General features: G+C 62.8%; 12 protein-coding genes. 5 read left to right on the top strand and 7 right to left on the bottom strand.

What is annotated here, in order from left to right; genetic code table 11:
* Window positions 1-69 precede the first annotated feature (69 nt).
* Both J9893_RS04565 and J9893_RS04570 read right to left on the bottom strand, forming a co-directional pair.
* Complete coding sequence (locus J9893_RS04565; RefSeq protein ID WP_041211409.1) at window positions 70-492, bottom strand: CBS domain-containing protein; 423 nt, start codon at window positions 490-492, stop codon at window positions 70-72.
* Window positions 493-575: 83 nt separating this feature from the next.
* On the bottom strand, window positions 576-1,646 hold the full coding sequence (locus J9893_RS04570; protein WP_182721847.1) for a LuxR C-terminal-related transcriptional regulator: 1,071 nt from the start codon (window positions 1,644-1,646) through the stop codon (window positions 576-578).
* Between the two features lie 406 nt (window positions 1,647-2,052).
* On the opposite strand from J9893_RS04570, the gene J9893_RS04575 reads away from it, so the two are divergent.
* Window positions 2,053-3,375: a YjiH family protein gene (locus J9893_RS04575; RefSeq protein WP_010674712.1), complete on the top strand. Its 1,323-nt coding sequence runs from the start codon at window positions 2,053-2,055 to the stop codon at window positions 3,373-3,375.
* A gap of 57 nt (window positions 3,376-3,432) precedes the next feature.
* On the opposite strand, the gene J9893_RS04580 is transcribed toward J9893_RS04575, so the two are convergent.
* The gene (locus J9893_RS04580; protein WP_041211407.1) at window positions 3,433-4,314 is read right to left on the bottom strand and encodes a pirin family protein; all 882 of its coding nucleotides are present in this window, start codon (window positions 4,312-4,314) and stop codon (window positions 3,433-3,435) included.
* 118 nt (window positions 4,315-4,432) lie between these two features.
* Between J9893_RS04580 and J9893_RS04585 the strand changes: the two genes are divergently transcribed.
* On the top strand, window positions 4,433-5,359 hold the full coding sequence (locus J9893_RS04585; protein WP_041211406.1) for a LysR family transcriptional regulator: 927 nt from the start codon (window positions 4,433-4,435) through the stop codon (window positions 5,357-5,359).
* A 110-nt stretch (window positions 5,360-5,469) separates the two neighbouring features.
* Here the strand turns inward: J9893_RS04585 and J9893_RS04590 are convergent, their stop codons facing one another.
* From J9893_RS04590 to J9893_RS04605, 4 genes are all read right to left on the bottom strand, one after another.
* On the bottom strand, window positions 5,470-5,799 hold the full coding sequence (locus J9893_RS04590) for a YbaB/EbfC family nucleoid-associated protein (protein ID WP_005301028.1): 330 nt from the start codon (window positions 5,797-5,799) through the stop codon (window positions 5,470-5,472).
* A 124-nt stretch (window positions 5,800-5,923) separates the two neighbouring features.
* The gene (dnaX, locus tag J9893_RS04595) at window positions 5,924-8,401 is read right to left on the bottom strand and encodes a DNA polymerase III subunit gamma/tau (RefSeq protein ID WP_041211405.1); all 2,478 of its coding nucleotides are present in this window, start codon (window positions 8,399-8,401) and stop codon (window positions 5,924-5,926) included.
* A 177-nt stretch (window positions 8,402-8,578) separates the two neighbouring features.
* Window positions 8,579-9,124, bottom strand: a complete 546-nt coding sequence (gene apt / locus J9893_RS04600; protein ID WP_010674707.1) for an adenine phosphoribosyltransferase — start codon at window positions 9,122-9,124, stop codon at window positions 8,579-8,581.
* A gap of 132 nt (window positions 9,125-9,256) precedes the next feature.
* The gene (locus tag J9893_RS04605) at window positions 9,257-9,634 is read right to left on the bottom strand and encodes a YbaN family protein (RefSeq protein ID WP_143237510.1); all 378 of its coding nucleotides are present in this window, start codon (window positions 9,632-9,634) and stop codon (window positions 9,257-9,259) included.
* A gap of 176 nt (window positions 9,635-9,810) precedes the next feature.
* Between J9893_RS04605 and dusC the strand changes: the two genes are divergently transcribed.
* From dusC to J9893_RS04620, 3 genes are all read left to right on the top strand, one after another.
* Complete coding sequence (gene dusC, locus J9893_RS04610; protein WP_041211404.1) at window positions 9,811-10,755, top strand: tRNA dihydrouridine(16) synthase DusC; 945 nt, start codon at window positions 9,811-9,813, stop codon at window positions 10,753-10,755.
* A 56-nt stretch (window positions 10,756-10,811) separates the two neighbouring features.
* Window positions 10,812-11,639, top strand: coding sequence for an AraC family transcriptional regulator (locus tag J9893_RS04615; protein ID WP_010674704.1), 828 nt, complete (start codon window positions 10,812-10,814; stop codon window positions 11,637-11,639).
* Window positions 11,640-11,713: 74 nt separating this feature from the next.
* Window positions 11,714-12,679, top strand: a complete 966-nt coding sequence (locus tag J9893_RS04620; RefSeq protein WP_010674703.1) for a DMT family transporter — start codon at window positions 11,714-11,716, stop codon at window positions 12,677-12,679.
* Window positions 12,680-12,682: the final 3 nt, after the last annotated feature.

Here is a 12,682-nt window from a genome sequence, read left to right on the forward strand (position 1 = left end):
CCCTCATGACAACCACGGATGAAAAGAGCAGGCCGGGGCCTGCTCATGAATGCCGTGACACGGGGAGCGTCAGACTCTGGCCTGGTGCACGAAGCAGGTGTCGAGCTGGGCATGGATGGCCTGCATCACGTTGTGGCGATTGATCACCCCGAGCAGGCGTCCCTCCTCCACCACCGGATAGATCTTGGGTTTCTGCCCCATCATCATCTCGGCCAGATCCAGAATGCTGGTGTCAGGGCCCACCGCCAGCACCTCCTTGCGCATCACATCCTTGACCTGGGCCACCTGTTCACAGTGGTAGGCCTCTTTGAGCATGACGGCGATGCAATCCTGCTCGGATACCCAACCAATCAGATGCCCCCGGCTGTCCACCACGGGGCCACCCAGCTGATGGCTGTTGAGAAATTTTTCCACCGCCGCCTGCACCATCATCTCCGCGCTGAAGGTGATGGGCTTGGTCTGCATGTAGTCCTTTGCCTTGAGTGATTCCATGACGCTTTCCCCCAACAGGCCTCCCGAGGGGAGGCAAGAGCCGGGCACTATGTCCGGCTCACTCCAAGCATAGTCCGCATGGATCAGGAGATGGATTGCAGCAAGAGCAAGAGCTCGTTCTGGCTGTGGCAGTCGGTCTTCTTGAAGACGCCCTTGAGGGTGGAACGCACGGTTTCCACCTTGACCCCGCGCAGTTCGGCGATGTCGTTGCTACTGTACCCCTTGGTCATCAGCACCAGCAGCTCCTTCTCGCCGATGGTGAGCGGATAGAGGCTGGCCAAGGCTTCGATGTCGGGGTTGAAGGAGTGCTCGGGGTCGCGCAGCACCACCTCCACATAACGCTCGAAACGGCTGAGGCCGCTCATCAGGGTGCACTGGATCAGCAGCGGCCTGAGGTTGGCCTGGCGGGGAATAGACATATAGGCGCTTGCCCCCGGCAGCAAATAGGCAAATCCGTTGAGGATCTCCTTGAGCTGGCGCTGCTGCTCTTTATTTTGCAAAGAGAAAATGCCATTGATGGCGCGCAGTTCCACATTTTCATCGGCAATGCGGTTGAATGCCACATTGGAATAATGGATATGTCCCTTGTCATCTATGATGGCGCTGGGCTTATTATGATTTTTTACCAGCTGCTGCAACTGGTAGTTCTGGGTTTCCAGGGCCAGCAGATTCCAATAATGGTGGCTCCAGGCGGCAAGACCGGAATAGATCTCCGACAGCGACATGAGCTCCCGGCTGCTGAAGTCATCCTGGGAGGCACCGCGATAGCTGCACAGGCTGCTAAGACCCCTTCCCTTCACCCGGCAGACGCCACCGGCCGCAAACTGGGCGCCGAAGCTTGCCAGCAGACCCACTGAGCTGGAGATGGTGTTGGCGCTGACGATCCCCTGACAGCCCTTGTCCAGATAATGATTGAACCACACATCCTGGCGATGGTGCTGTACATAAAACTGTTGCTGGGCCTCGCTCAACCCGCTGGAAAAGAGCTTTATTCCGTCGCTCTTGTCATCGTCCCGCAATAAAAACAGGGACGAGCTGCAGGAGACGTCCGCGCGAAATTGGTCCACCACCAGCTTAATGTCAGAATCATTAATACCGCACTCGTATAACTGGCTGATATAGGGCGATATCCTTTCTTTCTCTAATGCCTTCACACCCGAACTCCTAATTCTTATTTTTATTGAAGAGGCATCTTACTCTGCAATGGGATAGTCGAAAAGTAGTCAAATGAACAAAGGGTTTATGATTTATTCATAAATAGTCATGAATATAGGCTCATGAATGAATATGGCCAAAAAGGGTAAATAGCCGCTCATGTTTTTCCTGGCGCTGGTCGCTTACCTCCCTGTTTTACCTCTTGATGTCTCACCACCCACTCGCCATCCCGGCCCCTCTTCCCCCCAAGATCACGCTTTTCAACATTGGGGTCATCTGCATCCACACCGATTCACATGTTGCATTTTGGTGACTTTGGTGTTTCCATTTTGAGCGCCGGACGATATTGTATATACAAATCATCCCCTCAATGGAATTGAACCATGCGGATCACAAGGAGAGAAAATGGAACCTGAACACACGCTCACTGCACCGGCAGGATCAGGGGCCGGCATCAAGCTGCTGTTGGCCAGCCTGCTTGGCATCGCCATCTTTTTTGTTCCCTTCGAGCTTGGCGGGCGCAGCACCATAGTGGTGGATCACCTGGCCGGCTTTCTGATTGCCCAGCGCCCCCTTGCCCTGACCCTCATTCTCTTGCTCATCGCCTATGGCGCCATCACCCCCTTGCTGGATGGCCGCTGGCGCGCCCGTCCCATCGACAGGGTATTGAGCCTGTTCAAGCTGCTCGGGCTGGCCCTGGCCATTTTGTATGTCACAGACTGGGGCCCTGCCTGGTTGATGACCCCGGATCGCCTCCCCTTCTTGTTCGACAAACTGGCCATGTCAGTGGGTCTCATCGTGCCTATCGGCGCCATGGCCCTGACCTTCCTGCTCGGTTTCGGCCTGCTGGAATTCATCGGGGTGCTGATGCAACCCGTGATGCGCCCCCTGTGGCGCACGCCGGGTCACTCCGCCATCGATGCCGTCGCCTCTTTCGTCGGCAGTTACTCGGTGGGCCTGCTCATCACCAACCGGGTCTTCCTCGCGGGCAAGTACACGGTGCGAGAAGCCGTCATCATCGCCACCGGCTTCTCCACCGTCTCGGCCGCCTTCATGATCATCGTGGCCAAGACCCTCAACCTGATGGGACACTGGAACTTCTACTTCTGGTCCACCCTGGTGATCACTTTCGTCATCACCGCCATCCTGGCGCGTGTTCCTCCCATCAGCCGCCTGGCTCACCATGGGGAGACCGACGAGCCGCTACCGGCTGGCATGAGCCGCTGGCAGGCGGCCCTCACCTGCGGCCTGACCCAGTCCCACCAGGCTGATCCCCTGCTGCGGCAATTGAAGGACAACCTCAGGGACGGTCTTCACATGGCCGCTGCCGTGGTGCCCACCATACTGTCCGTCGGTCTGCTGGGCCTGCTGCTGGCAAAGCACACTCCCCTGTTCGATCTGCTGGGCTGGCTGCTCTGGCCACTGACCTGGCTGCTGGATCTCGGCGAACCGCTCGCCACCGCCAAGGCCCTCTCTGCCGGTCTGGCCGAGATGTTCCTGCCCGCCATCCTGCTCAAGGATGCCGACCTGCTGGTGCGCTATGTCGCGGCCGTGGTTTCGGTCAGCTCGGTGCTCTTCTTCTCTGCCTCCATCCCCTGCATCCTGGCCACCCGGATCCCGGTGAGCGTGGGACAGCTGGTGGTGATCTGGCTGCTGCGCACCCTGCTTGGCATCCTGCTGGCCGCCTTGTGCGGCAGGCTGGCACTGGCCCTCGGCTGGCTCGGTTGACCAGGGCTCACAAAAAAACAAAGCGCCATCAGGCGCTTTGTTTTTATCGGGATTGTCTCAGGGGGCGATGACGGCGAACCGGCCGCTGTTGAAATCATCTATCGCCTGATGGATCTCTGCCTCGCTGTTCATGACAAAGGGACCATAACCCACGATGGGTTCATCGATGGGCTCGCCACTCAGCAGCAACAAGCTGGCCTCGCCCTCCGCCTCCAGCATGAACTCCTCCCCGTTGGGATCGAGCAGCACCAGTTGTGCTTCGCACGCGCGCTCCTGACCGTTGATAATGAGAGAGCCCTTGAGCACCACCAAGGCGCTGTTCCATCCCGCTACCGCCGGCAGCACCACGCTGGCCCCGCCCTTGAGCCGCAGATCCCAGATGTTCATGGGCGAGAAGGTGCGGGCTGGCCCCTCTACCTCGCCTTGTTGCAACCCGGCATCGTTCCCGGCGATGATGCGTACCCGCACATCGCCCTCCTTGAGGCTCAGTTGCGGGATGGTGTCGCTGGTGATGCCCTGATAACCGGGCGTCGACATCTTGTGTTTGGCGGGCAGGTTGACCCACAGCTGCACCATGTCGAGGGTGCCACCACGACGGGTAAACCCCTGGGAGTGGAATTCGTCGTGCATGATGCCGGCGGCGGCCGTCATCCACTGCACGTCTCCCGGACCGATGATCCCCCCCTGGCCGGTCGAGTCGCGATGGGCGACCTCCCCTTCATAGACGATGGTGACCGTCTCAAAACCACGGTGCGGGTGTTCCCCCACTCCCCTGGCATGATCGGCGGGCTCGAAATGTGCCGGGCCAGCCCTGTCCAGCAGCAGGAAGGGGCTCAAGGCGCGGCCATGGGTCTGATACGAGAACAGCGAGCGAACCGGGAATCCGTCGCCGACCCAGTGTTGTCGAGGGGCGCTGTAAATACCGATGACTCTTTTCATGATGCTCTCCTGGGTGATCGTCACGGGATGTGTCGTGGCTCGCATTGTGAGTCTGGAACGCTGCGTCCGGTAGACGTAAAATTTGCCATCAGCGTCCTATTTTGTGAACGATAACCCCATGCAACAGGATCTCAACGACCTCTATTTCTATGTCCAGGTGGTGGATCACGGGGGCTTTGCCCAGGCCGGCAGGGCCCTCGGCATGCCCAAGTCCAGGCTCAGCCGCCGCATCGCCATGCTGGAAGAGCGACTCGGGGTGCGTCTTATCCAGCGTTCCACCCGCAGCTTCACCGTCACCGAACTCGGGCAGGCTTATTACACCCGTTGCCGGGCCATGCTGGTGGAAGCCGATGCGGCGCAGGATCTCATCGCCGCGACCCAGAGCGAGCCTTGCGGTCTGGTGCGCATCGCCTGCCCCATCGATCTGCTGCACGCCCACGTAGGGAGGATGCTGGTCTCCTTCGCCCTGGCCCATCCCAGCGTCAAGGTGCAGCTCGTCGGGGTCAACCGGGCGGTGGATCTGGTCGCGGAGGGGTTGGACATGGCGCTCAGGGTGCGACCACTGCCCCTGGAGGACAGCGATCTCGCCATGCGGGTGCTGGGTTATGCGACCCAGTGTCTGGTGGCAAGCCCGGCCCTTGTCGCGTCACTCGGCATGCCCCGGGCCCCCGCAGATCTGCTGTCATGGCCGAGCCTCGGTCATGGCGCCAGCCTGGAAGGCCATCACTGGACCCTGCTGGGCCCCAATGGGGCCAGAGTCAAACAGCACCACAGCCCCCGCTTTGCCACCACCGACATGCAGACATTGCGTCAGGGGGCGATCGACGGGCTCGGGGTCGTGCAACTGCCCACCATGATGATGGATGAGCCCCTGGCCGATGGCCGGCTGGTGCGTCTGCTCCCCGACTGGGCACCGCGCCAGGAGGTGATCCACGCGGTCTTCCCCTCACGCCGCGGTCTGCTGCCTGCCATCCGCGCCCTCATCGATCATCTGGTCGAGGGCTTCTCCCCCCTGGGGCAGGCAAGTACGCAGCTCCCGCCATGATCTGTGCATGGCCGTTCCCGGGTGTGCCGACATGCAAAAGGCCAGAGCTTGGCTCTGGCCTTTTCATTTTCCCCTTCACAGAGGAGGGGAAACGGATACGGGCAGGATCCTCAGAAGGGCATTTTGAAGCCCGGGGGCAGTTGCATGCCGCCGGTCAGCTCGCCCATCTTGGCCTTGTTCTGCTCTTCCACGCGGCGCACGGCGTCATTGACGGCGGCGGCGACCAGATCTTCCAGCATCTCCTTGTCATCTTCCATCAGGCTGGGATCGATCTCGATACGACGCACGCTGTGGCTGCCGGCCATGGTCACCTTGACCATGCCTGCGCCCGCCTCGCCGACCACTTCCATCTGGGCCAGCTGCTCTTGCATCTTCTGCATGCGCTCTTGCATCTGTTGGGCCTGTTTCATCAGGTTACCCATTCCACCTTTACCAAACATAGATCGTCTCTCGTCTTGAAATCCGGCATCCAGCGCCGGGCTGTGGGTTCATCTGCCCTAAGTGGGGGCAGCCAAAGGTCTTTTCAACCGGGGGTAAGCCCCGGCACGGTTTTTTCACCGCAACTCAGCGACTCAGGGGTTCGATGCTCTCGGGATGGAGCACGGCGCCGAAACGCTGCTGCAAGAATTGTACGTTGGGATCCGCCGCCAGATCCCGGCTCACCTGTTCACGCACCCCGAGATAGAGACGATGCTCTATCTCGAGCGGCGTCTCCCGCGCGGGATCCGAGCCCAGGGTCACATCGATGTGAACCGGGCCGCCCAGCTCGGGACCGATGATCTCGGCCAGATCGGCGCGGGCCTTGTCGCTCACCAGATGGCGCTGCTCGGGTTTGAGCAGCAGGGAGACCCGATTACCTTCCCGGGTCATCACCGCGTTGATGGCCAGTTGACGCAGCCGACCACCCACCCCGGTGCGGGCGATGAGCTCGGCCCAGGCGTCCCCGCAATTGACCAGCAAGGACGAGGGGATCAGACGGGCGACCTCCCCCTCCTCCTCGGGCTGGGCGTCGCTCTCCAGCGCATCCCAGTCGATGGTCTCCATCAACGCAATGGCGGGCTGAGGCTCGCTGGCAGCCACTGGAGGCGCGGCAGGCACCATAGCGGCAACCACAGGTGCCGCCGCATCCGCGCTGCCGGCGTCAGCGCCCAGATCCCAGGGCGGCAGATCCTCCTGCGAAGGAGGTGCCATGGTGGCGGGAGCTGGCTGGGCGGAAGTCACTGCCCGCGTGGGCAACGGGGCACTGGCAAACCCCTCGTCAAACCCCTGATTCAGATACTCTTCGTAGTCACTGGCCCCCTCTTCATAGGCATCCAGAGGGGGCAGGTCGTCATACCCCGTTTGCATGGCAGATCCCTGCACCGGCATCTCGGGCCGCGCCGCTGGTTGCACCTCGGCCTGGGGCGAAGTCGCGACGGCAGGCATCGGGGCCGGTTTGGTCGCGGCCACCGGTTTGACGGGAGTGACCCGGGCAGGCGCGGCGTTTGCACTCTGCTCGCCACGCAGGCGGCTTCGCAGCAAATTGCGCTTGCCAAGCAGGCTCTGCATGCTGGAGGTCGAAGAGATGGCGACGTCTTCCCCTTGAACATCAACCTGCTGCGTCTGCCCGGCGTCATCCGCCGCCAACGGCCCAGAGGCAGGCTCTGCAGGCGGACTGGCAGGCACCACGGCCTCGTAACCCATCCGTTCGGCCTCACGCAGCAGCTCATCCTGCTCGGCAAAGAGCGGATCCAGCACTGCGCCCTCCTCCGCCTTGGGTGAGGGGGCGACGTGCTCGGCCTCAAGGACCGATGCTGGCGCGGCGGGAGCCTGTGGTGCTGCACTGGCAGCCGGGGCCGGCTCAGCCCCCTGGGGCTTTCCCGGCAGGAGCGGCGCGCTTTCCCTCGCAGCCGCCATCACGCCGGAGTGCCCTGTCATGAGAGGTTGGGCCGCCAGGTTGGCGGGATGGACCACCTCGCGCCGGGGAGAGAAGGCCAGCATCCGCAGACAGGTCATTTCCAGTGCGGTGCGCCCGTCAGGGGCCCAGGGCAGATCCTTGCGCCCCCCCAGCACGATTTGATAGCAGAGCTGCACCTCTTCCGGGCTCATGGCTCCGGCAAGCTGCAGCAAGGCATCGGCATCCGCCCCCTGCTCCTGCACGCTCGCAGGCAGCAGTTGCGCCATGGCCACCCGGTGGAGCAAGGCTTCCAGCTCGGCATGGAGCTGATCAAAGTCGGGGCCCAGGGTCGCTATCTCGGTGATCTTGGCCATGGTGGCGGGTGCATCCTGGCGCAGCACTGCCTCCAGCAACTGGTGCAGGTGGTGATGATCGAGGGTCCCCAGCATGGTGAGCACGCTCTCCAGGCGCACGCTGCCGTTGCCGTGGGCCAGCGCCTGATCGGTGAGGCTCAGGGCATCGCGCATGCTGCCGTCAGCCGCCTTGGCCAGGGCCAGCAGGGCGCGAGGCTCGAAGGGTTGTCCCTCCTGATCCAGCACCCATTCGAGCTGCCTGGCGATCTGGGTCTGATCCAGACTCTTCAGATGAAACTGCAGGCAGCGCGAGAGGATGGTGATGGGGAGCTTCTGCGGATCCGTGGTGGCCAGCAGGAATTTCACATAGGGGGGCGGCTCTTCCAGGGTTTTGAGCAGCGCATTGAAGCTGTGGCGCGACAGCATGTGCACTTCATCGATGAGGTACACCTTGAAACGACCACGGGCCGGACGGTACTGCACGTTGTCGAGCAGTTCGCGGGTGTCTTCCACCTTGGTGCGGGACGCCGCATCGATTTCCAGCAGATCGACGAAATTGCCCTGATCGATCTCGCGGCAGGTATCGCACACACCGCACGGATGGCTGCTGATCCCCTGCTCGCAGTTGAGACTCTTGGCCAGAATGCGGGCGATGGTGGTCTTGCCCACCCCGCGGGTCCCGCTCAGCAGGTAGGCATGGTGAAGCCGTCCCTGATCCAGGGCATTGGTCAGGGCAGTCAGCACATGTTGCTGGCCGACCACTTGTTCAAACGTATGGGGGCGCCATTTGCGCGCCAAAACCTGATAGCTCATAGATCTCGATGCTGGGAAACGAGGCATTGAGGCTGGATGCTAACACAAATGGAGGGCTGGCTGTATGGGGGATGCGCCGCCTTGGGAGGGATCGCTTGAATTTCAAACCGGTGCCCGTTCAGGCACCGGTTTGCGGCAGAAAGCAGGGTGACGAGGCCTGCCGCGCGAAGGGGCGATTTACGCCCCCGCGAGTTCCACCAGAGAGACAACCTTGACGCCGGCGGCGGTCAGGCGGGCATCACCGCCCAGGGACGGCAGGGAGATGATGAAGGCGGCATCCGCTACCTCACCGCCGGCGCGGCGGATGAGCTTGACGGTGGCATCGACGGTGCCGCCGGTGGCCAGCAGATCGTCCACCACCAGCACCTTGTCACCGGGCACGATGGCATCGGTGTGCAGTTGCAGGGTGTCGGTGCCGTACTCCAGGGCGTAGGACTCCTCGATGACGGCGCGGGGCAGCTTGCCCGGCTTGCGCACCGGCACGAACCCCAGCCCCATGGCGTAGGCAACCGGGGCGCCGAAGATGAAGCCACGGGCCTCGGTGCCGACAATCTTGGTGATGCCTTGATCACGGTAATGATCGGCCAGCAGATCGATGGTGGCCTTGAAGGCCTCGGCATTCTCGATCAGGCTGGTGATGTCGCGAAACAGAATGCCCGGCTTCGGATAGTCGGGAATGGTCTTGATGCTCGCTTCGATAAACTTCAGGGTTTCCGGATTCATTATTTGACCGCTTATTTTTTGAGCCCTGCCATGGCGGCGCACGGGGTCTCCGCCTGGGGGCAATAAAAAGGCCCGTCACGCAAAAATGACGAGCCAACTCCATAGCATTATTGCCGCGATAGCTTAGGGATTTCACTTCTTCATTGCAACCGGCTCCAGCACCGGCAGACGCATCAACCAGGTGAGCAGGATCACCATTATGACCACCAGCAGCCACCTCACCCAGGGCAACGGCACCACCAGCAGCGATCCCGAGAACGAGATCAGGATGAAGATGATGGCGCGGCATCTGGCGTGGCGGCGAATGCCGCGATACTGCTGCCAGTCGAGGATGGGGGGGCCAAACCAGGGATGCGCCAGCAACCAGCCATGAAAGCGGGGGGAGGAGCGCGCAAACAGCGCCGCCGCCAGCAACATGAAGGGGGTTGTCGGCAGCAGGGGCAGGACTATCCCGACTATCCCGGTGGCGAAGGCAAGCCAGCCCAGGGCCATCAGACACCAGCGTTTCATGGGTACTCCTCTAGTGTTTCTCTGCCTTTAGCCTAACAGAGTTGGCCCGGAAGCTGACAGCCTGGCCCAGTCTGCGGCCGTCGATGGGGGCCATCGAGTGGGCAGACGGCTGACAATCCCGGCCATTGCCACTACAATCTGCGCTCTTTTTTCTCCCCTTGTCTTCGGAAGCAGCTATGCGCGTTATTTTGGCCCCCATGCAGGGGGTGCTGGATCACCTGATGCGGGAGGTCCTCACCTCCGTCAATGATTACGACCTCTGCGTCAGTGAATTCATCCGGGTGGTCGATCAACTGCTGCCCGCCAAGGTCTTCCATCGCCTCTGCCCCGAGCTCAGACAGGATGGCAAGACCCGTGCGGGGACCCCGGTACGGGTGCAACTGCTGGGACAGCATCCGGAATGGCTCGCCGAAAACGCAGTGCGCGCCATCGAGCTCGGCTCTCCCGGGGTCGATCTCAACTTCGGCTGCCCTGCCCCCACGGTCAACAAGAGCAAGGGGGGCGCCGTGCTGCTCAAGGAACCCGAGACCGTCTATCGCATCGTCAAGGCGGTGCGGGAGGCCGTGCCTGCCCACCTGCCGGTGAGCGCCAAGATCCGCCTGGGATACGATGACAAGGATCTCTATCTGGACAACGCCCAGGCCGTCTATCAGGGGGGCGCCAACGAGCTGGCGGTGCATGCCCGCACCAAGCGCGAAGGCTACAAGGCGCCGGCACACTGGGAGTACGTGGACGCCATCCGCCGCGCCCTGCCCATCCCCGTCACCGCCAACGGCGAGATCTGGAACCATGCCGATGCCCTGATCTGTGCCCGGGTGTCCGGTTGCGATGCCCTCATGGTTGGCCGGGGCGCAATTTCCCTCCCCAACCTGGCCAACGTGATGAAGACGGGGTGTGCACACATGAGCTGGGCCGAGGTACTGCAATTGATGGTGACCTATACCGAGCAGGATCTGGCGAGCGACAAGGCCGACTACTACCCGAGCCGCATCAAGCAGTGGTTCTCCTACATAGTGCGGGAATACCCCCAGGCCGACGAGCTGTTTCGCCGCATCCGCACCATCAAGACCGCAGAGGAGATCCGCTCCGCCCTCGAGCGCGAGTGCGCCTCACAGGCCTAGACTTGGCCGCCGCCCCGCGGCGCCCTATGATGAAGGCTCATTGACAGGAGGTCAGGATGCAGGGAGTACCGGTCAACTTTACCCATCAGCACGACAGGGCCGATTTTCGCGCCCTGCCGGGGCAGCCTGCGACCGAGCTCTATCGCGCCCACATCCAGCACCACATCTTCGATCCCCATAGTCACGAGGGGTTTGGCCTCGGTGTCATCGAGTGCGGTGCCGAGCGCTTTCGCTATCGCGGCAGCCAGCTCCTGGCCGGTCCCGGCAGCCTGGTGCTGATGAACCCCGATGAGCTGCACACGGGCGAGTCAGCCTGCGAGCAAGGGTGGCGCTATCGCATGCTCTACCTGCCCGCCGATCGGCTCGAGGCCATCAGCGGCGAGCGCGACTGGTATTTCACCGATGCCGTGCGAAGCGATCCGCGCACTGCCCCCGTCCTGCAGGCGGCCCTGGATGCCCTCTGGCACTGTGACAGCGAGCTCGCCGCCGACGGCCTGCTGCTAAGGGTGTGCGAGACCCTACGCCCCCATGCCCGGGCCCTGGCGGCCCCGCGCGAAGCGGCCCACCCTCTGGGCCGCGCCATCGACTATATGCAGGCCTGTTTCGCCCGCCCCATTACCCTGGCCGAGCTGGCCGGTTCGGTGAACCTCAGCCCCTACCACTTCCAGCGCAGCTTCAAGGCCCGCTTTCACGTCACCCCCCAGCAGATGCTGATGGCCATCCGTCTGCAGCGCGCCAAGGGGTGGCTGGCTGCCGGCCTGCCCGCGGCCGAGGTGGCCGCCGCCTGTGGTCTGGCCGATCAGTCCCACCTCAACCGTGCCTTCCTGCGCCGCTATGGCACCACCCCGGTCCGCTACCAGAAACAGGTGCAGGCTGGCCGCTAAAGCGCAATCTGGTTCAATACGCCCCCCTTCCCCCCTGCTAGGCTGGCCTCCTTCTTCTTTACCGGATATGAAACATGTTGATCGGAGTCCTGTTTGCCCTGCTGGCCGGCCTGATGTGGGGGCTCATCTTCGTCGCCCCCCTCTTAGTGGACGGCTATCCCCCCGCCCTGCTCGCGAGCGGCCGCTACCTCGCCTTCGGCCTCATCGTACTGCCGCTCGCCTGGCAGGCCCGCAAACACTTGGCGGCCCTCTCGGCCAGCGACTGGCGAGAGGCCCTCGCCCTCACTCTGGTGGGGAACCTCCTCTACTACTTCTGCCTGTCGGGGGCCATCTTGCGCATCGGCTCGCCCCTGGCGGCCATGTTTATCGGCACCCTGCCGGTGGTGACGGCCCTGGCCGCCAACCGCCTCTATGGCGCACGGGACGGTCGCCTCTCCCGCACCCGGCTCTACCCGTCCCTGGTGCTGATGGGGGCCGGCCTCTGTCTGGTCAACAGCGCCGAGCTCACCTGGCACACCGAGGCGCGCACCGAACAACTGCTTGGGCTCGCCCTGGCGGTGGGCGCCGTGCTGTGCTGGACCTGGTATCCCCTGCGCAACGCCCGCTGGCTGCGCGAGCACCCGGGCCGCAGTCCGGCCGTCTGGGCCACCGCCCAGGGGCTGGTGACCCTGCCGGTGGCGCTCATTGCCTATCTCGGCAGCCTCGGCCATCTTGCCCTGAGCGCACCGGACTTTCCCCTGCCCTTCGGGCCGACGCCCCTGCGCTTCGTGCTGCTGATGGGGGCAGTGGGGCTCCTCTGCTCCTGGCTCGGCACCCTGTGCTGGAACGAAGCGAGCCAGCGCCTGCCGACCGTGCTGGTCGGGCCGCTCATCGTGTTCGAGACTCTGGCGGGGCTCTTTTACGCCTTTATGCTGCGCGGGATCATGCCCCCCATGAGTACCCTGGTGGGTGTCGTCTGTCTGGTGGCGGGAGTGCTCTACGTCATCACCGGCAAGCCGCAGCACCTGCCGGAAAAACCCGTCAAAGCACGGTTAACTTGATTC

The sequence above is a fragment of the Aeromonas sp. MaB10011B genome, from assembly GCF_017939325.1.
Taxonomy (GTDB): domain Bacteria; phylum Pseudomonadota; class Gammaproteobacteria; order Enterobacterales; family Aeromonadaceae; genus Aeromonas; species Aeromonas caviae.